This window comes from Bradyrhizobium sp. USDA 4510, from assembly GCF_054059095.1.
Genome location: NZ_JBSSBT010000001.1, coordinates 3,839,275 through 3,859,331 on the forward strand (window position 1 = coordinate 3,839,275; position 20,057 = coordinate 3,859,331).

Below are 20,057 nucleotides of genomic sequence, written 5' to 3' on the forward strand. Positions count from 1 at the left end.
CGCTAGCGCTCTAGTCGCGGCGACTGGCTGCGACCGGGATCTTCTCGGCGTCGGTGCGGCTCGCATCCCTGCGCGCCAACAGTCGCTTCAGCGCGGCGACGTTGGCTGAGCCCTGCTCCGCCGGCAAATCGGCCTTCATGATGGTTTCCGCCTCGGACTGGCGGCCCTGCAAGCCAACCACGACGGCGAGATTGGTTCGCACCCGCATGTCGCCGGGGGCGCGCTCCCGCGCGCGGCGCAGCGTCTCCTCGGCCTTCGGCAGGTCCTTTGACAGCAGATAGGACAGCCCGATATTGGAGAGCACTGACGGATCGTCAGGCACGATCTTCAGCGCACTCGCATAATACTGCCGCGCCTCGTCGTGGCGATCGAGTTGGTCGAGCACGGCGCCCTGCGCCGACAGGATGCGCCAGTCCGGATCTTCCGGGGTATGCGCGCGCCCGAGCACGTCGAATGCCTGCTGGAAATTGCCGTTGTCGGCGAGCGCCCGTCCGTAACCCGCGAGCAGCGCCTTGTTGCTGGGCTGCACCAGCACCGCCTGCTCCATGACGGCGACCGCCTGGGCCCGCTGGCCGGTGGCGCGCAGCGCCCGGGCGTATTTCAGCGCGGCGTCGGTGTCTTTCGGGTTGGCGCGGACGCGCTCGTGGTAGGTCGCGATGTCGCGCCGCGGATCGGCCGGGGCCGGCGTGGCCTCCGCCGTGTCGCCCAATGAGCCGGTGATGTCAGACGGGCCGGAGGTTTGACAGGCAGACAACCCGATCAGCAGGATCGCAGCAGATACCGTGCCCGCGAGACGGCGCACGCGGCCTGAGGGTCGGGGGAATTTCTCAAACATAAAGCGAGACTCGGAACGGCGAAGGTTCCGGGATGCTCACAGCTTAACCCTAAGGTCCGGTTAAGGATGCCATCATGTCGCCGTCATCCGGCCCAGATGCGGTGCCGGACGCCTGGCGAGACAGCAGCCAAATGGCAGATTCAATCGACGAACTGAGCGCCGAACTCGTGCCCGATTTGCCAGGCCAGCCGGCACTGACGCGGACTGCCGCTCGACAGGATGATGGTGAATTCCGGCGGGATCTCCAGATATTCGGCGATCACCTTGACGCCGCCGGCCGAAATATCCGTGATCATGCAGTCGCGTGGCAGCGACCCTGTGCCCAGCTGAATTTTGGCGACGCTCCGGCACGGGCGGCGTTCGCTCTTGCGGCGATTCATAAACATTCTGATCCCCAAGCCTTTCTGGGCAACTTCCTGGCCTATCGTCATAGCGGGGAAAGATTGGAAACTGCCTAGCGGAACCCATCGCAATTGAGCGGTCGCGTTCGAGATTCGTTTACCGGGGGGCGCCCTCGCCGGGAGACACGAGCTTTGATCAATCAAAGATTGAATAGTTGAATGATATGTGCTGCAGGTCGAATGACGTCTCCCCGATAGGCCGCCTCACTCGATAGCCTGCGTCGCTCCCGCCGTGGTCGCATGAGAACAAAAAGGGGTTGATCGCCAGTCGATAGACGATACCTATGTTCATTCGACTCGAATTCGCCGGGATGCCAGGAAGCATGGGAAGCATTGTTCTGCTCGATCTGATGGGGGGCGTGGCGCTCCTGCTGTGGGGCCTGCACATGGTCCATAGCGGGATTCTGCGCGCCTTCGGACCGGATTTGCGGCTGCTGCTCGCCCGGGCGCTGCGCAATCGCTTTACCGCCCTTGGCGCCGGCCTCGGCCTGACCGCCCTGCTCCAGAGTTCGACCGCGACTGCCCTGATCACCAGTTCCTTCGCCGCCGAAGAGATCGTCAGCCTGGTGCCGGCGCTCGCGATCATGCTCGGCGCCAATATCGGCACCACGCTGATCGTGCAGGTGCTGTCGTTCAACGTCGCCGCCATCGCGCCGGTCCTGTTCATTGTCGGCCTCGTCGCGTTCCGCAGCGGGCCGCGCTCCCGGATCAAGGATCTCGGCCGCGTCTCGATCGGCCTCGGCCTGATGCTTCTGGCGCTGCACATCCTGCTCGATACGATGGCGCCCGCCGAGAATGCTCCGGGCGTGCGCGTGTTCCTGGGCGCGATCACCGGCGATCCCGTGCTCTGCATTCTGATCGGCGCCGTCGTCACCTGGCTGGTCCATTCCAGTGTCGCCAGCGTGCTGCTGGTGATGTCGCTGGCCTTTTCCCAGTTCATCTCGCCCTATGCCGCATTTGCGCTGGTGCTCGGCGCCAACCTCGGCAGTGCCATCAATCCGTTGCTGGAGGGCGCGCGGCGCGACAATCCGGCGAGCTACCGGCTGCCGGTCGGCAATCTCGTCAACCGCGTCGTCGGCATCCTGCTGGTGGCGCCGTTCCTGCGCCCGATCACCGAGATCATCTACGCCTGGCAGCCCGATCTCGCCAAGGCGACTGCGCTGTTCCACATCGCCTTCAACGTTGCGACCGCGCTGCTGTTCATCGGCGTGCTCGACCACATGGCGCGGCTGCTTGAGCGTTTGCTGCCGAAGCGAGCGCAGGAGACCGATCCATCACGGCCGCGCTATCTCGACGAGAGCGCGCTGGAGACGCCTTCACTGGCGCTGGCCGATGCGGCGCGCGAGGTGCTACATATGGGCGATCACACCGAGGCCATGCTGCGCAAGGTGATGGCGGCGATGCTGACCAACGATCGCGCCCTGGTCGACCAGGTGTCGAAGATGGACAACACCGTCGACCGGCTGAACGAGGCAATCAAGCTTTACGTCACGAAACTCACCCGCGGCAGCCTGGACGAGCGCGAGGGCCAGCGCGCGATGGAGATCGTCGCGTTCGCGATCAATCTCGAACATATCGGCGACATCGTCGACAAGAACCTGAGCGAGCTCGCGACCAAGAAGATCAAGCATCGCCTGCAGTTCTCCACCGAAGGCGCCGAGGAATTGTCGGCGTTCCACAAGCGCACGATCGACTCGCTGCGAATCGCGTTCGGCGTGTTCATGTCGGGCGACGCCAACGAGGCGCGCAAGCTGCTCACCGAGAAGGCGGCGCTGCGCGCGGCCGAATTGGCCGCCGTCGAGCGTCATCTGGAGCGCCTGCGCGAAGGCCGGCCCGAAACCATCGAGACCACTTCGCTGCATCTCGACGTGCTGCGCGACCTTCGCCGCATCCATTCGCACATCTGCTCGGTCGCCTATCCCGTGCTCGATGCCGCCGGCGAGACCGCCGCCGATCGCGAGAGCATCACCATGGAAGCGACCGAGGTTGCGGCGCCCGCAGCTTCGAGCTCTCCGGGCTCCTGACCCAGCAAGGCCCGCCGCGGCGGCATGGCGTGGTGCGATCTGCGCTCGCTATGTCGGCGGCCGATGTTCGGAGCCGGAACGCCGCTGCGGTAGCGCGGAGACCGCAGCGAGTTGGTCGATGCTGTCACGCTGGCGATCGAAGGCCCCGAGCAGGTCGCCTTGCAGCAGCCGGCCGCCCGACAGCTTCATCCGAAGCGGATCGACGTTGCGGCCGTTGATCCGCACCTCGTAATAGAGGTGCGGTCCGGTCGAGAGCCCGGTCGATCCGACAAAGGCGATCGTCTCGCCCTGACGAACGCGGTCTCCAATCTTCAGCCCGGGCGGGAAGCTCGCGACGTGGGCATAGGTCGTCTCATAACCGCGGTCGTGCCGCACGCGGATATATTTCCCGTACCCACGTTCGTACCCTTCGGTCTCGACGACGCCGGCGCCCGCGGCCGCGATGGGCGACCCATAGGGCGCCGCATAATCGACGCCCTCATGGAAACGGCGGTCGCCAAGGATCGGATGAATCCGCCAACCAAAGCCGTCGCCGAGCCGCCCGCTCACGACCGGCTTGCGCAACAGGAATCTGGTGATGGACTGGCCGGTCTCATCATAGAAATCGGAGCTGCCATCGTCCGGCGCCGTGAAGCGATAGTACCGGCGGGTCTGCCCGCCCGCGGTCAAATCGATGAAGACCAACTCCGGCTGACCGATGTCGTTCGGCGCGTAGATGATCTCGGCCACATCGGCGTCGCCGAGCGGCTCGCCGAGGTCGAAATCGCGGCCACAGAGCCGCATCAGTTCAGCAACGATCCCCTGGTCGACGTGGTTGGAGCGCGCAAGCGCGTCAAGGCCGTCGCGCAGCGTTTCGCCCGGAACGGAATGCGTATCGATCGACTCACGCAGCGGGCTCTCGCTCCGCGCGGCGATGTCGGGCTGTTCGGGCACGATCGGCTGGTATTGGCCGCCATCGGTGCGACCGACGGCGGACACATCGGAGCCGGCGCGTTCGATCGACACCTTCGCGACATGGCCGCGCGGCGAACCGGCGTCTTCGCCCTGTTCGACGACCGTGATTTTCTCGCCACCGGACAGCGTCTCCAGAGCGCCAGGCGACGGGAAAGCCGCCAGGATCGCCGGCGCGTCCTCCGCGGCCGCCGCCAGCGCCCGCAGAATGGCGGACAGCGTGTCGCCGCTCCTCGCGATAATGACATGTCGACGGTGACGCGACGACGTAGGCGACTTCGGAAGGTTGGTGACGTTGACAGCCTCGCCGATCGGAGCCGGCGGATGCGGCACGTCTTCACCGTCAGCATAGGCGCTGGTGCCGCCCGGCAGCGGGCGCCGCGCTGGACCTGTCCGTATGATGGCCGGCAGCTCCGACAGCAGGTCGCGTTGCGAGCCCGCTCGCGCGTCGTCCTTTTCGTCTCCCCGCGCTTCCTGGTGTGGCGCGAGATCGATCTCCGCGAGCCGCGCCGACACGCGGGTAAATCGACGGACCGCGCCGGCATCGCTCAGCTGCTCAATCTTGAGCGCAGCGGAATTGCCCTGCGGGCCGAGCCTCCGGTCGAGACGATCGCCGCGTCGCGCCTCGTCAACCACCTGTCCTGCGAAGCGCGGAAGTGACGCGACCGGCGCGGCTGCGAATCGCGCGTGATCGCCAAATGCCCCGCGAAGCGCGCCAGCCAGAAGAGCGACGGCGGCGGATCCGATCAGAATCGTCCCCGCCATCCAGCGGAGGCTGACGGCGCGCCGGTCAGGCAATTTGCGCTCGCCGGTCAGCGGTGGCTCGTCAAGCGACGGAATATCGCGGACGCTCGATCGATAACCGCCCGCTTTCGTCGCTTCGTCACGGCTGGTCATCAACGCCCCTCATCCCCTGGGGCACGGTCTCGAGATGCCGCCACGCCCACGGCAAGCCGTAGATGCCATGCCGCTTGGGGCGAATGTTTGACCTTGGTTCAGATTCGGTCGCAATTGATCCCGGGCTGAGCCCGATGCTGGAATCTATCGAGATTCCCGAACAAGGCCCGGCATACCGCTCGCCGCTCCGGCGATGACGGCAATCAGCTATCGAGTGTCTTCGACCCGCGGCCGCGGTTCTTCACGATCAGCATGATGTTGCGGATGTAGATCAGCGTGGCGAGACCCTGCCCGATGATGATGACGGGCTCGCGCTTGGCAAGCCCGTAGATCAGCGTCATCAGGCCGCCACCCATCGAAAAGAACCAGAACGCCATCGGCACCACGCTCTGGCCGGCGCGTTCGCTGGAGATCCACTGCACGAGGAAGCGCGCGGTGAAGAACAATTGCGCGATCAGGCCGAACGCCAGCCAGAAGTCGAACTTGGCGATGAACACGTCGTAGAGATAGGCGCTCAGCGCCTGACCGTACTGAATCAGCATCACTTCACCTCGGTCACGCCCGGCACACCAGTGACACCGGGCACTTCAGCGACCACTTCAGTGACGACCGGCGTCGGCTTCTTGCGGCGGATCAGCCACCACACGCCGGCGAGATCCATGATCCCGATCCAGAGCCGGTCGAAAAATCCATAGTTCGACACGCCGGAATGGCGCGGCCGGTCGACGACGTCGACATAGGCAATCGCCAGTCCCTCGCGGCGGACCAGTGCCGGAAGAAAACGATGCAGCCCGTCGAAGTAAGGCATCGCCAGAAACACCTCGCGCGGAAACGCCTTCAGGCCGCATCCGGTGTCGCGGGTGCCGTCGCGCAGGATGATGCCGCGCACCGTGTTGGCGATGCGCGATTGCAGCTTCTTGAAGCCGGTGTCCTTGCGCCCGACGCGCTGGCCCGCGGCGAGGCCGACGCGGCCGTTGCCGCTTTCGACCGCCGCGATCAGGTCCGGCAGGAAGGCGGGATTGTTCTGCCCGTCACCGTCGAGCGTCGCCACGATCGCGCCGCGCGCGGCGCGCACGCCGCTGCGCACGGCCGCCGACTGGCCCGACGAGACCGCGTGGCGGAGCTGCCGGAGATTGGGCCGCCCGGCCATGACCGCGCTCAGCCGCTCGCCGGTGGCATCCGTCGAGCCGTCATTGACGTAGACGACCTCGTAGGCCCAGCGTCCGTCGAGCGCGGCCGCGATCTCGGCGATCAACGGCGCGATGTTGTCCGCCTCGTTGCGCACGGGCACGACGATGGAAACGGCGACCGGCGTCTGGTCGGGAGCAGGCAAATCGGCACTCGTGGTTGGTGTTGTCGGCGATGGAACCAGCCCGATCCGGCCGTCGGGCGACCGCTTTTATGGGGCGAAGGCGCTCCTCGCAACCCTTTTGAGACGCCCGTCCGACGGTCCTGACAGCGCCACCACAGTGCCGTCGCGATGAATGGCAAAACCAAGGCGGCGGGCGGCGAACCAGTAGCGCACGACCATTGCGCCGATCACCCCGACCAGCGCGCCGGCCACCACGTCGCTCGGATGATGCGCCAGCAGCACGAGCCGGGTCGCGGCGATGACCAGCGCATAGACCAGCATCACGAACCGCGCGCCCGGCCACACCGCGGATATGGCAAAGGCCAGCGCGAACGCCGTGATCGAATGTCCCGACGGAAAGCTCGAATAGGCCTCAGTGCCGGCGAAATGCTGGAAGTTGAAGGCATTGGCCTTGCCGCCGACAAAGGGCCGCCCGCGGCCGACGATCCACTTGATCAATTCGCCGACAGCGACCGAGAGCACGACCGACAGAAACAGGTATTGCAGCCTTGTCCCGAAGCCAAGCAAGGTGGCGCGCGGCACGCCGCGCAGCGCAGGCGCCGCCAGCGCGACCACGATCAGCAGCAGGCCAAGCGCGCACAGCACATACTCGTCCTTGCCGAAATCGGTGAGCGTCTTCACCCACCAGAGACCCGGCGTGCCGCGTGGCGGCATCAGACTGATCTCGGTGACATCGAACGCATACATCAGCGTGATGATCACGGCGCCGACGATGACGACGAGCAAAAGTCCGTGGCGCGCGGAGCGGCGCGCCGCCTCGGCGCGGCGCGAATGCGACGGCGCCCGCACGAGCTGGGCAAGGGACAGCCAAACCAGCGTCAGCAATCGTCCGAAATAATTGGCAGAATCCGGGATGGCTGGCGGCGCCGGCATGTCATTCCGTCCCTTCGGAACGGAAGATCGCGATCGAGACCGCCTTGCCCTGCGAGATGTTGTAGCCCTCGACGCGCACCGGCGCGTTGTAGCGCAGGCCGATCGCCTCGGCGCGCTGCACGAAGGCGCGCTCCGAGCGCTGTTCGACCAGCGCGAAGCGGCAGGAGCCCTGCCCGAGGAAATCCGCGGCGCCCGATCCGTCGGTGAGCAGCGTTGAGGTGTCGGTCATGAACACGAGGCTCGGCTCGTGGAAGCCGGCGGCTGCCGCCTTCGGGCCGACGCAGGTCACGTTGCGCAAGGCGCGTGCGACCTCCTGGCTCGGAAATACGGTGGTAAGCCGCGGCAGCACCACACCATAGGTGCCGGCTGCCATCAGCGCCGCGGCAATCACCGCATTGAGCAGCGAGCGCTCGGCGCGGCTGTCCTCGAACAACCACCACGCGATCAGGCCGAACACCATCGCAACGGCGAACAACGGCCAGGCCGGAAACACCGGCTGATGGATCGCCTTGATGGCGCCGACGATCACCAGCACCGCACCGAAGGCGGGGATCGCGAACCACCAGGCGGCGCCCCGCAACAGCCACGGCGAGCGCGACAGCACGCGCCGCTCCAGCGCGCCGACGGTCAGGATCGCGATCGCCGGATAAAGCGGCAGCACGTAATGCGGCAGCTTGGTCAGCACGGCCTCGAACACGATCCAGGACGGGATCAGCCAGGCCAGCAGGAACTGCGCACCGGGCTCGCGCCGCGCCCGCCAGACCGCAGGCGCCGCCATGCCGGCCAGCGGCGCACCGGGCCAGAACGTGATCCAGAACAGCAGCAGATAGAGTCCAGGCGGCGCGCCATGGGATTCCTGCGCACCGAGCTTGCTCAGCATGTCGCCGCCGACCGAGTCGGCAAAGAAGGTCTCGCCGGCGCGCAGGAAGATCAGCACGAACCACGGCAGCACCAGCACGAGGGTCCACATCAGCCCCCAGACCGGGCGCATGCGCCAGAACCAGGCCGCCGATCGATCGAGAATCGCAAGCCCCGCCATCGCAAGGCCGACGAACATCAGGATCAGCGGCCCCTTGAGCAGGATGCCGACCGCCAGCGCTGTCCAGAACACCGCGGGCGGGCCCCATGACGGGTGTGCGGGATCCTCGCCGCGCTGCCACGCCAGATAGACCCGCGCCATCGCACCCATCGCCGCAGTGACTGTCAGCAGCAGCATCGCGTCGGTCTTGGCGAGCCGCGCTTCGACCCCGAGCAACACGCAGCTTGCCATCATCAGGGCGGCCAGCACCGCCCCCTGCCGTGTCACGAAGGCAAGCGCCGTCCAATAGGTCAGCAAAGCGGCGCCGATGGCGCCGATCAGGGACGGCAGGCGGTACACCCAGATGCGGACCTGGGCGCGCGGCACCCCGAGCGCGGAGACCGTCTTCAGCGCCGCCGCCTGCATCCAGTAGATGCCAACCGGTTTCTTGTAACGGACGTCGTCCTGGAAGCGGATGTCGACGAAATCGCCGCTCTCGACCATCTGCTTGGTCGCCTGGGCAAAGCGGACCTCGTCACGGTCGATCGGCGGGATGGTGAAGAAGCCCGGCAGGAACAGCACCAGGCAGGTCAGCGTCAGGAACAGGATCGAACGCCATTGGCTGGCCGTTGCGAACTCGAACGCCATGAACAGCCTGCGGCTCGAATGCGCAGGTTTTACAGACTGTTGCCCTGCTCCGAAGCGCCGGGGTTGGAGGCCATCCACCATGGGTTTCGCATACGATGAAACCGCAGCGCAAACAACTGTGCTGTTCCGCTTTCCGGCCGTGCCGCTCCGCTTTCCCGTGCGATCATTGCACGCGGATCACAACGGTATCCGCGGCCCCCGTGGCGTCGATCACGGTGAGCCGCGCAAAGCCCGGCCCGGGCGGCTCGATCAGGCGCTGGCGCCGGCTGTCGATGTCCCCGGCTGAGACACCATTCACGAGGACCGTCAGCGGCAGCACCCCGCCGGCAACCTTGACCGGCAGCGCGGCATTGCGGCCGCCCTCGGATTGATCGACATCGATGCGCGAGCCGTTCAGCGGAAACTGGATGTGCGGAGCCTGGTCGTTGCCGCTACGGACCAGTTCGCCGAGCGGCCGGAAGCGGCGCAGCGGCGGCGGCAGTTTCGCGTTGGAGGCGACCAGAACGCCGCGTGGCGGCTTCGGCAATGCCGCCGGGATTTTGCCGGTGCGCGCAAAGGCGTCGAACAGGATCGGTGCCGCGGCCGTACGGCCGACTAAACCCGGCACCGGCGCGCCGTCGGGACGGCCGACCCAGACGCCGATCGTGACGCGGCCGTCGAAGCCGACCGACCAGGCATCGCGATAGCCGTAGCTGGTACCGGTCTTGAACGCGATCCGGTTGTGCACGCCGTTCTCCGGCGGCGGCGTGCCGAGCAGGACGTTGCCGACCTGCCAGGCCGCAGCCTGATCCATCAGCCGCATCGTGTCGCGGCCGTCATTGGCCTGGATGATCTCGCGCAGCGGCTTGGTGGCGCCGAGCCGTGCCAGGCCGGAATAGAGCTGAGCGAGATCCTGCAACGTGATGCCGACACCGCCGAGACCCATCGCAAGGCCCGGCGCCTCGTCCTTCGGCAGCACGAGACTGGTGCCGGCCTGCTTCAGCCGCGACGACAGCCGGCTGGCACCGACCCGGTCGAGCAGCGCGATCGCCGGCACGTTCAGCGACAATTGCAGCGCCTTGCGGATCGGCACCGTGCCCTGGAACGTCATGTCGAAATTTTCCGGCGCGTAGGTGCCGAAGCGGATCGGCCGGTCCTCGATCAGGCTGTCGGGATGGACAAAGCCATCTTCGAAGGCAAGGCCATAGATGAACGGCTTCAAGGTCGAGCCCGGCGAGCGCACCGCGCGCGTCATGTCGACCTGCCCGGCCCGCCGCTCATCGAAATAATCCGCCGAGCCGACGCGCGCGAGCACGTCGCCCGTCTCATTGTCGACCACGACGATCGCAACCGAGACGTCAGGCCCCTGCGCGATGGCGCGGTCGCGCGCCAGCGCCTCCAGGTTCCGTTGTAGCGCGGCGTCGAGCGTCAGCTTGATGACGGGCGCATCCTTCATCGTCGCGATCGCCTGATCGGACGAATGCGGCGCCAGGATCGGAATCTGCTTGCGCATCTTCGGCACCGCCGTCGCCGTGGCCTGCGCGGCATCGTCCTTCGACACCACGCCATCCTCGACCATGCGCTCGAGCACGCGGTCGCGGGCGGCGTGGGCGGCGTCCGGGTAACGATCGAGCCGCCGCCGCTCCGGCGATTGCGGCAGCGCCACCAGCAGCGCGGCTTCGGCGAGCGACAGCCGCTTCGGCTCCTTGCCGAAATAGGCGATCGAGGCGGCACGGATGCCCTCGAGATTGCCGCCGAACGGCGCCAGCGCAAGATAGAGATCGAGGATCTGGTCCTTCGAGAGCTGCCGCTCCAGTTCGACCGCCCGCACCATCTGCCGCAGCTTTGCGTAGACCGAGCGCTGGTGGCGCGGCTCGATCAGCCGCGCCAGCTGCATCGTGATCGTCGAACCGCCCGAGACGATATGACCGCTGGTGAGAAGCTGGAATGCGGCGCGCGACAGCGCCAGCGGATCGATGCCGTGATGCTCATAGAAGCGCTTGTCCTCATAGGCGAACAAGAGCTTCAGATAGGTGGGATCGACTGACGTCTTCGCATCGACCGGCAGCCGCCAGCGCCCGTCCGTCATCGCATAGGCGCGGAGCAACTTGCCGTTGCGATCGATCACCGTGGTCGAGACCTGCTGCGCCTTGTCGAGCGGCAACGGCCCGAGCGAAACGATCCAGGCGGCGAAGGCGCCGGTGATCGCAATAAGGACGACGGCCATTGCGGCCGCGACGCGGAGCGCCAGCCGCCCGCTGCGCTTGTCATGCCCGGGCTTGACCCGGGCATCCACATCCTTCGTTCGCATGGACGCGCCTATGAATGGCCGGGTCAAGCCCGGCCATGACGAGAAGAGTTTGCGCCGCGCGTCCTTGTTCATTTCGCCGGCTTCACCTCAACCGCACCGGTTCCGCTGCGGCCATAGCGCGAGGGATTGTACATGTCCTCGACATAGGCCTGCGGCAGCACATATTTGCCCGGCGACACCGCGCGCACGACATAGGCGACCGTAAACACCGCTTTGTCGTTGGCGCCCCGATCGATCGCCGCCGTGAAGCGGTCATCGCGGAACTCGGTGTTCTTCGGCTCGACGCCGTCCTCGATCCACGCGAGCGTGCCGGAATCCCCCGATGACACCAAGTTCGGGTTGTCGATCTCGAGCCCGGCCGGCAGATAGTCGGCCACCATGATGTGTCCGAACTCCGGTTTGGCTTCCGTCACCTTCAGGACAACCGCGAAGCGGTCATTCTGTTTCGCCTTGGTGACATCGGCCGGCTTGCCGTCGAGCGTGAAATAGCTGCGCTCGATCTTGAAGCCGTTGGAGGCCGCCGGCTCCGGCGTGACCGGCGAGCCCGACACCGAGATCACCGCCTGCACCGGCGCATCGCCGGTATTGGTGATCCTGAGCGGCTGGCCGGTCATCTCCTCGGCCTTGTAGCTGCGATAGACCGCGGTCTTGACCGTCTGGCCGTTGATGTCGAGCGCCAGCGTCTCCTTGGCGAGCGCCCGCGCCGCCAGCACCATCCACGCATTTTCCTGCGTCGAGGTGTAGGGCGACAGTCCCCGCGCCGCCTCGACCCGCAGCACGGCTTGGGTCAGCGTGGTGCGCGGTGCATTGCCTTCGCCAGCGAGCGAGACCAGCGCAGCAGCATCGCGCAGCGCCGAGCCGTAGTCGACCCGGCCGAACTCGATCACGGGTTTCGGGTTCAGCGCATCGAGCGCGGCACCATAGACCCGCTCGGCCCTCGCCTTGTCGCCGACCAGCGCCAGCGCCGCCGCAAGCTGGGCCTTGGAGATCGGGGTCGCCAGATTGTTCAGCTTGGTGTCGGCGAGATAGCGCAGATCACCGATCGGCGCCGCGCCGTTGCGCGCGAGAACATAGAGGCCGTAGGCCAGATCGCGGCCGCCGTCCTTCTCCGGCTCGTTGGCATTGACCACCGAGTTCCTGACGCGGTCGAGCGCGTTCTTGAACAGCACGTCCGGCACCGCAAAGCCCTTTTCGCGGGCCCGGGTCAGGAAGTCTGTGACGTAGGCATCGAGCCAGGCGTCGTCGCCGCCCGCCGACCACAGGCCAAACGAGCCGTTGGACCCCTGTCGAGCGAGGAGCCGCTCGATCGCGTCGCGGATGCGCTGGTCGACCGTGGAGTCCATCGCAAGATGGGCACCGGCGGCGAGATCATTGACATAGAGCAACGGCAACGCGCGGCTCGTGATCTGCTCGGAGCAGCCATACGGGTAGCGGTCGAGCGCCTTCAGAATGCTCGCGGCATCGAGCGCGGTCGACAGGCTCGCCGAGACCGAAACGCTGCCGGTACCCGGCACAAGATCGGAGAACATGTCCGAGGTCAGCGTCAGGCTTTCGCCCTTCGCCAGCGTGCGGATCGAACGGCGCGCCAGAACCTGGGTCGCCGGCTTGACGTCGAGCGCATAATGCCGCGCCAGCGTCAGCCCGTTCGGCCCGGAGATGTCGACGTCGAACTCGGCACGTCCGGCGCCGCCGGCCTCGAGGCCCAGCGACAGCGAGGAGCGCTGCTTGGCGGCAAGCTTCACCGTCGTGGTCGAATTGCCGGAAGCGTTGATCGGGCCGCTCGCCTTGACGCTGATGGCATAGTTGCCGGCCGCACCTTCGACATTGTCGATATCCATGCTGATGGTGCCCTTGTCACCGGTCAGCAGGAAGCGCGGCAAGGTCGCGGTCACCACCACGGGATCGCGCACGATCACGTCGACATTGGCGCGGCCGACCTTGGTTGCGCTCCACGCCACCGCCATCACCCGCGCGGTGCCGGCAAATTCCGGGATATCAAAGCTCACCTCGGCCGTCCCGTCAGGCCCGACCGTGAGGATGCCGGAATAGAGCGCGAGCGGCTTCTGCGTTGGCGGCGAGCCCTGCAGCTCGGCGCCGGCAGAGTCGCCGCCGCTGCGGATCTGGCCGCGGGTACCTTGCATGCCGTCGATCAGCTGGCCGTAGAGGTCGCGGATCTCGGCGGTCAGACGGCGCTGGCCAAGGTAGTAGTCGTCCGGCGCCGGCGGCTTGTAATTGGTCAAATTGAGAATGCCGACATCGACCGCGGCGAGCACCACCTTGGCATCCTCGCCGGGATTGAGCCCGCCGAGCCTGACCGGGATCTTCAGTGTCGAGCCCGGCCGCACCAACGCGGGCGGCGACAGTTCGACGGCAAGCGTGCGCGCTTTCTTGTCGATGCCGAACCATTTCAGTCCGATCGCGCGGCCGGGCATGCGCCCGGCGGCGGCATCGAGCGGACGGCGCAACGTCGTCATGACATACGCGCCGGTGCCCCAGTCCTTGCCGACGGGGAGCTTGACCTGCCGGGTGCCCTCCGTGACGTCGACGCTTTGGGTGGTCAGCAGGCGGTCGCCAAGCACATAGACCGTCAGCTTGCCTGACGTGCGCGCATTGACCGACACGGTCATCGTGTCGCCCGAGGCATATTCCGGCTTGTCGATCGAGGTTTCCAATAGATCGGGCGTGTCGGCGCTGCCGTCGGAATACCAGCCGACGTCGAACTGCACCGAGGTGACGGGGCCGTCGGCGTCGGTCGATTTCACGTCGAGCCGGTAGCGGCCGGGCTGCGGCTGGAAGGCCAGGCGCATCGGCTTGTCGGCCGCGAGGTTGACGTCGCCATCGGCGACGCGGCGGGTCGACTTGACCGGCTCATACTGCCAGGACGAATTCTGCCGGTACCACTGGTAACGCGACTCCAGCTTCAACAGCTCGTAGCGCAGCCCGTTGCGCGGCAGCTGCTTGCCGTCGGGCGCGACGAACACGACGTCGAACTCGGCCTTGTCGCCCTCGGCCACGCTCTTGTCGCCGAACAGCGGCTTGACGCCGATCAGCGAGGCGCCAGGGGCCACCGGCAGCACGATCTTGCGTTCCACCGAGCGGCCGCCGGTCTCCGCCATGCGGATGTAGATCTGGGCCTCCTGTGGCCGCGTCGAGGTCGGCACCTTCTCGAGCTTCACCGGAAAGGTCGCCGCGCCGTTGGCATCGGCCTCCGGCAGGTCCTCGATCGGGGTCCGCTCGTTGCTCGCGGTCTGCTCGTCGTCGACGCCGAACTGATAGCCGGCATAACCGGGCCGGCCGTTCGCCGCGGGCGCTACCAGCATGTCGCCCTCGAGCTGCAGGCCCGAGGCCGGCGCGCCGTAGAGGAAATGGCCGGAGACCTGAAGCTCCACTGGAACTTCAGCTTTGATCACCTTCTCCTTGCTGGTCAGATCGAATTCGACCCGTTCGGGAATGTAATCCTCGACCATGAAGGTGGTCTCGCCGACCGACGAGCCTTTCGGATCGGTAAAGACGCGGGCGCGCCAGGTGCCGGTCGGCACCGCAGAGTTCAACGCCACCGCCAGCAGCCGGCCGCCGGCGCCCTGGTCGGGCAGCACGGCGCGGCGGAATTCGACGCCGTCGGGGCGCTCGATCACCATGGTCAGCGGCGTCCCGGTCAGGGCATTGCCCTGCCCGTCGCGCAACAGCGCGGTCAGATAGACGGTCTCGCTGGAGCGGTAGACGCCACGCTCGGCGTAGACGAAGGCGTCCGCGCCGGCCGGGATCGCCCGGCCCGCGACGCCGCGGTCGGTGAGGTCGAACGCATTGGTCTTCAGGCTCAAGAAGGCATAGTCGGCCTTCTCGCCCATGACAGTCAGCAGTGCCGGCGACAACCCGCCCTCGCCCCGGGCCAGGCCTTGCTCGAACAGCACATGGCCGGCGGCATCGGTCTTGCGCGTGGCCAGGATCTCATTGTTGCGGGCGACCAGCTTCACGTCGGCGTTGGCGACCGGTTCGGTCGAAGCCAGCGAGTTGACGAAGACGTGGATACCGTCATTGCCGGAAAAGGCCGACAGGCCCATGTCCGAGACGATGAACCATTGCGTCGCCAGCGTGCCGTCGTCGTCGGTGCCCGGCCCCTTGGCCGCGGCGGTCATGACATAGACACCGGGTTGCAGGTCGCCGAGCGCCTGGTCGACCGGAAACGCCGTGACGACGTCCTGGTTCAGCGTGGTCGCAGTCGCAAGCTCGCCGGACCACACCTTGACGCCGCGCTGGTCGCCGAGATCGGAGAGCTGGTAGCGGCTCAGCGTGCTCTGGAAGTCGCTGTCGATCACCGTGTTGATCAGGTTGCGGTCGCCGATCCGGAAGACGTCGACCTTGACCGCCGGCGTGTTGACGCTGACCACCGGGATACCGCGCTGTCCGGTCCGCGGCAGCACATAGGCCCGCCCGGTGAACCGCACGAACGGCTTGCGGTCGCGGACATAGATGTTGAACTCGGCCGATTTCGGCAGGGTCTCCTTGACGGTCGACGGCAGGCCGGCGCGCAGATTGATGTTGTAGCGCTCGCCGTGCTTCAGCCCGTCGACGCAGAGCTGCTGGCCTTCCGCCGACAAGGCCGGCTTGTCGGTGCCGGCGAGCGCGAGATACGGCGCGAAGTCGACGCGCTTGGCGAGTTCCTCCGAGAACTGGAAGCAGGCCCGCGGCGAGGCCGCGTCGGAATCGACGGTATAATCGAGCAGCCGGAAACCGTGCTCGTCGCGCATCTTCTCATACTGGCCGCGGACATCGGCGACCTCGCGCATGTCGAGCGACAGCCGCAAGCTGTCCAGCGCCGGGCGCCACAGCTTGCGCTCGGCAAGCGCTTTGCCGAGCACGGCCAGCGCGTCCGCCTCCTCGCCCGCATTGCCGGCGCGCTGATAGGCGATGTAGGCGGCAGTGGAGGCGCGCTCCGTCAGGAACGTCTGTTCGCTGGAGCTCGCCGAGCGGATCTGGAAGATCGTCCTGGCGAGCCGCAGCCAGTTAGCGCCGTCCTCGGGCGTGGTCGCCGCGATCTGGCCGAGGATTTGCAGCCCGCCGCGGAAATCATTGCGCTTGAAGGCGGCGTCGGCGTCAGTGCGCAGGGTCGCGGCCGATTTGTTGACCGCGCCGGCCTCGCTCTTGATCTGGGCTTCCAGCTTGATCGCGGAATCGGCGAGATCGTCGCGCTTGAAGGCCTTGTCCGCGGCCTGGGCGCCCACCAGGGCGAGCAGCAGCGTGGCGCATATCGTGGCGGCACGAACCAATCCGATCATGATGGAGCTCCTGAACGCCCCGCGGTCGAACGCCGCGTTGGGGCCAAAAGTGCGCGAAAAGGTGACGGAGTGAAGGCGCGGACATGAACGGACGAAAACGTCGCAGATCGCATTGCCGACATTCCTTTGACCGGCCCCCGGCTGCAGCGTCGTGCGGCTCGGCAGGCTGGACAGGCCAACGCAGGGCGGGCGCCCTGCTCGCCTTTGTCGTTCGACCACAAAAATCGGTTCGGACGGACTTGGCGGAAAGGCGGATTTTTCATATTGGCGGTGCTACAAGGCCGCCACGGTCCCGTAGCTCAACTGGATAGAGTAGCGGATTTCTACTCCGCGGGTTGCAGGTTCGAATCCTGCCGGGATCGCCACCCTCCCTCCTCGATGAAACCATTTTCCAGAAGCCACGAAGCCGGCCGGAAACAAACCCGGCGTAGTGTGCAGGGGGTTGGACCAAGGGGCTTCGGTCATGTGGGATTTCATCAACGAATTGTATCGGGATTTTTGCCTGGCTCGCCTGCAGGAGATGCGCAAGCTCGAGCATCATATCTGACCGGGCGGAGCATCGGTGGCGATCAGCCGTTCTCGCGCCGCGGCTTGGATCACCCCAGACAATCGGACCTTCGCCAGCGCACAAGCAGCCAACACCAATCCATCGCGGGCCCCCCAGTCCCCGTATGATTACGGGGGCGCTCGAACCTTGGCGCCGGTTTTGCAGACACAAACATGACTGGGATTGCGGGCCCAGATTGGAACAGGCGCCGCCGGGACAATGCATTTCGAGCCCGGCGGCGTAATTTTTCGGGACGGGCTCACCGCCATGATCCGAACGGTCCGGCGTCAGTGCCGGGACCATTCCCTTGCTTCGCCCGCGGCCTCTCCTGCCTGGAAATCAAGCACGCTCGTTCGACGTCGATAGCTCCACCATCGAGGTGTCAGCCGGCACGGCGATGAAAAGGATCGCCGCTGGTTGATCGTCGTCCTCCTGGCCGGTCGCTCGCGAACGTCGACCGTCGGCAGCAATCAAACCAATCTCTAAGGCTCTCTTAACCACAAGCGAAGGCCGCACGCGGGGTCATGGGCCGATTGCGCGCCGATCCGCGTTATCCAGCACCATGCGTGTGACAAGCCGTCCGATCGCCTCTGCTCTGTGTGGTGCGGCGGTTCTCGCTGCGCCGCTCGCAGCCGCCAATGCGCAGCAGGTGCAGGCCGGAACGCTTGAGTGTCGTGGCGGACCCGATACCGGGTTCGTGGTGGGTCCGGTGACCAACCTCAATTGCGTGCTGCACGTCGATAGCACGCCGGACAGTCGTTATGTCGCGGCCATCCGCAACCTCGGCGTTTTGATCGGAGATCAAGAAGTCGCCATGACCTGGAAGGTGATGGCGCCCGTGCCGTGGCTTGGAAGCGACGATCTCGCCGGCGGCTACGCCCATGCCGACGGCGCCGGCGTCAACGTTCTCGCCGGCGGCACGAATACGCCGATCACGCTGCATCCGTTGAACGAGCGGAACGTCCCCTCAACGCCGCCCCTGAAAATCGAGAACCTCGAGATTCGGCCGGTGGACCGCTGACCCTGAGCGCAGCCAGGCGATGGCCGGCGCGGCCGCCGGAATGCACAACGCCGTCCGCTTGAAATAGATGCGGACGGCGCTGGCCCTAGCCCCAGGAAGGTGATGCAAAATCCTGACAGCTCCAAGTCTGCACACTTTGTGCCAGCGGCGCATGTCCCAAATTGGCTATCACGCGGCATGGCCCAAATGGGCCATTTGGAAACACAGAAACAAAGATAGGTTAGGCATCGAGGCGCCGGCGACGGTGCCTCACGACCAAAGTGTTTACTTGGCCTCAGCGTGGCCCACGCGCTGAGGCCTTTCTTTTTTGATGTTCGCCGTGTGCCGTGAAATCACTCGCCGTTTTTATCATTCAGCGCACGAAACGATTCCGTAGTTCTCCGTGCGTGAACAAAGTTCCGGCGGCGATTGAGGGACTGATCGCTTTCCGTTCGTGCGATTGCAGGTTCCACTTGCCGTGAGCGCCGGCAGCGCGCTTCGCAATTTCTTAATCCAAGAATGTTTTGCTAGAGGATTGTGAGTGCGCGCATCGGTCGTCGATATTTTTCAGGACCGCGATGGACGATTCCCAGATCGTCCTTTTTGTTCGATGAGGATTCGCACGACCAAAACATCACGCGAGCGATGCGAACGCACCGCGCGCAGCGGTCACGCCGCGAGAGTCTCACTTTGGTTTGCTCGGCCGATGCGCCATTCCCATATACACCCCACCGGCCTTCAATTCCGCCAGCATCTGGTCGATCCGCTTGCGCTGTGTTGCAGTTCGCACGCTGCGGCCGATCCAGTGCAGATAGTCGTTGCGCTGATACGGCGGGCGCGTCTTGAACGCCTGCATCAGTCCGGCAGCATCGAGCTCGCGGCGAATGCTCGCCGGCATCGCCGCGCGCGGTCGCTTCAACGTCACGCCGCCCTCCGATCGCCGGATCAGGACCGCCGCTTGGCTTCGACGTAACGCTTGAAGTTATCCAGGATCGCCTGCCAACCGCCGCGCTGCTGCTCGACCGAATGAGTATCCTCGCTGTCGAAGCTGATCTGCACCTTGACGCCGCCGCTCTCCGGCGTGAATGCGACCTGCGCGCTGCGATCGCCGAACGAATATTCGAGCAGACGGGGCTCCTCGACCCTGGTGTAGGTGCCGGCGAAATCGAACCCCATGCTGCCGTCCTTGGCTTCCATTCGCGACGAGAAGGCGCCGCCGGTGCGCAGGTCGACGGTCGCGGCGGTCGTGTGCCAATCGTCGGAAGCCGCGTTCCACTGCTTGATGTCGTCAGGCGTCGTATAGGCGCGCCAGACATCCGCGATCGGCGCGGCAACGGTCGTTTCGACGGCAATCCTCATATCAATTCCCTCGTTGCGATGGGGTGAAGCTGACGCGCCTCCCGGGCGGCGCCGGACCGCAGCCATTCTATTAGGGCCATTGATGCCTTCGTCAAATGGCAATGCCCGGGCCACCGGGAACATGAGGAGATCCGAGATGCCATTCGACCAACCAGATGGTGCGTGGTCGCCACAAGAATTTCGTCAGGAATGACCGTGTATGGAAGACGGGTCCAATGCCCGGAGAGCGCGTCATGCGGAACCTGAACACCGTCCTGAGCAAGCTGAACGACCGCCTGCTGCGGCTGGAGGGCGAACTGTTCGTGCTGCGATCGATCGCGCGCGCCGCCCTCACCGCGGGCGACGAGTCCGCCGTCCGCACCCGCAAGCTGCTCGAAGGCGCAAGGCTCGCGCTGTCAGACGAAGCCGAACGGCCGCTGGACGCCGCGACCGGGAAATACGTCGCGGCCGCGATCGCCATGGTCGAAGAGCTGCTTGAGAATCCCCGCGAGGCGGCCCCGCTGTTCAGGGTGATCGACGGCGGCAGGCGGGACGATTAGCGCGCTTGCGCCGAGCCTAGTGGCTCG

The 20,057-nt window shown here is 66.0% G+C and carries 14 protein-coding genes and 1 tRNA gene; 4 read left to right on the plus strand and 11 right to left on the minus strand.

The annotated features are described in order from the left end of the window. Positions 1 to 10: 10 nt before the first annotated feature. Both ACVMDN_RS17490 and ACVMDN_RS17495 read right to left on the minus strand, forming a co-directional pair. Positions 11 to 835 carry a tetratricopeptide repeat protein gene (locus tag ACVMDN_RS17490; RefSeq protein WP_310884668.1) on the minus strand — a complete coding sequence of 275 codons (825 nt, stop codon included), beginning with the start codon at positions 833 to 835 and terminating at the stop codon, positions 11 to 13. Positions 836 to 975: 140 nt separating this feature from the next. Next, positions 976 to 1,221 (minus strand): PilZ domain-containing protein, encoded by a 246-nt coding sequence (locus tag ACVMDN_RS17495; protein WP_076828746.1) that lies wholly within the window; start codon positions 1,219 to 1,221, stop codon positions 976 to 978. A 338-nt stretch (positions 1,222 to 1,559) separates the two neighbouring features. Between ACVMDN_RS17495 and ACVMDN_RS17500 the strand changes: the two genes are divergently transcribed. Next, a complete protein-coding gene (locus tag ACVMDN_RS17500) occupies positions 1,560 to 3,260 on the plus strand; it encodes a Na/Pi cotransporter family protein (RefSeq protein WP_456835090.1) in 1,701 nt (566 codons plus the stop codon). A gap of 48 nt (positions 3,261 to 3,308) precedes the next feature. Here ACVMDN_RS17500 and ACVMDN_RS17505 read toward each other — a convergent pair whose 3' ends face one another. From ACVMDN_RS17505 to ACVMDN_RS17535, 7 genes are all read right to left on the minus strand, one after another. Continuing rightward, complete coding sequence (locus ACVMDN_RS17505; protein WP_456843648.1) at positions 3,309 to 5,108, minus strand: M23 family metallopeptidase; 1,800 nt, start codon at positions 5,106 to 5,108, stop codon at positions 3,309 to 3,311. A gap of 203 nt (positions 5,109 to 5,311) precedes the next feature. Continuing rightward, positions 5,312 to 5,650: a lipid-A-disaccharide synthase N-terminal domain-containing protein gene (locus ACVMDN_RS17510; RefSeq protein ID WP_016845896.1), complete on the minus strand. Its 339-nt coding sequence runs from the start codon at positions 5,648 to 5,650 to the stop codon at positions 5,312 to 5,314. Then, positions 5,650 to 6,441 carry a glycosyltransferase family 2 protein gene (locus ACVMDN_RS17515; RefSeq protein WP_310884665.1) on the minus strand — a complete coding sequence of 264 codons (792 nt, stop codon included), beginning with the start codon at positions 6,439 to 6,441 and terminating at the stop codon, positions 5,650 to 5,652. Before ACVMDN_RS17515 ends, ACVMDN_RS17510 begins: the two co-directional genes overlap by 1 nt. Before the next feature lie 66 nt (positions 6,442 to 6,507). After that, positions 6,508 to 7,353 (minus strand): phosphatase PAP2 family protein, encoded by an 846-nt coding sequence (locus ACVMDN_RS17520; protein WP_456835087.1) that lies wholly within the window; start codon positions 7,351 to 7,353, stop codon positions 6,508 to 6,510. Position 7,354: 1 nt separating this feature from the next. Beyond that, on the minus strand, positions 7,355 to 9,100 hold the full coding sequence (locus ACVMDN_RS17525; RefSeq protein ID WP_375166968.1) for an ArnT family glycosyltransferase: 1,746 nt from the start codon (positions 9,098 to 9,100) through the stop codon (positions 7,355 to 7,357). Between the two features lie 82 nt (positions 9,101 to 9,182). Continuing rightward, positions 9,183 to 11,309 (minus strand): penicillin-binding protein 1C, encoded by a 2,127-nt coding sequence (gene pbpC / locus ACVMDN_RS17530; protein WP_310884662.1) that lies wholly within the window; start codon positions 11,307 to 11,309, stop codon positions 9,183 to 9,185. Positions 11,310 to 11,377: 68 nt separating this feature from the next. Then, positions 11,378 to 16,585, minus strand: coding sequence for an alpha-2-macroglobulin family protein (locus ACVMDN_RS17535; protein ID WP_310884661.1), 5,208 nt, complete (start codon positions 16,583 to 16,585; stop codon positions 11,378 to 11,380). A 288-nt stretch (positions 16,586 to 16,873) separates the two neighbouring features. Between ACVMDN_RS17535 and ACVMDN_RS17540 the strand changes: the two genes are divergently transcribed. Together ACVMDN_RS17540 and ACVMDN_RS17545 are read left to right on the plus strand one after the other, a co-directional pair. Next, positions 16,874 to 16,950, plus strand: a tRNA-Arg gene (locus tag ACVMDN_RS17540). Positions 16,951 to 17,694: 744 nt separating this feature from the next. Then, positions 17,695 to 18,153, plus strand: coding sequence for a DUF992 domain-containing protein (locus tag ACVMDN_RS17545; RefSeq protein WP_076825495.1), 459 nt, complete (start codon positions 17,695 to 17,697; stop codon positions 18,151 to 18,153). A gap of 664 nt (positions 18,154 to 18,817) precedes the next feature. Here ACVMDN_RS17545 and ACVMDN_RS17550 read toward each other — a convergent pair. Both ACVMDN_RS17550 and ACVMDN_RS17555 read right to left on the minus strand, forming a co-directional pair. Beyond that, complete coding sequence (locus ACVMDN_RS17550) at positions 18,818 to 19,057, minus strand: YdeI/OmpD-associated family protein (protein ID WP_253623849.1); 240 nt, start codon at positions 19,055 to 19,057, stop codon at positions 18,818 to 18,820. A gap of 20 nt (positions 19,058 to 19,077) precedes the next feature. Next, complete coding sequence (locus tag ACVMDN_RS17555) at positions 19,078 to 19,491, minus strand: SRPBCC family protein (RefSeq protein ID WP_456835086.1); 414 nt, start codon at positions 19,489 to 19,491, stop codon at positions 19,078 to 19,080. A 233-nt stretch (positions 19,492 to 19,724) separates the two neighbouring features. On the opposite strand from ACVMDN_RS17555, the gene ACVMDN_RS17560 reads away from it, so the two are divergent. After that, a complete protein-coding gene (locus tag ACVMDN_RS17560; RefSeq protein ID WP_057016599.1) occupies positions 19,725 to 20,030 on the plus strand; it encodes a hypothetical protein in 306 nt (101 codons plus the stop codon). Positions 20,031 to 20,057: the final 27 nt, after the last annotated feature.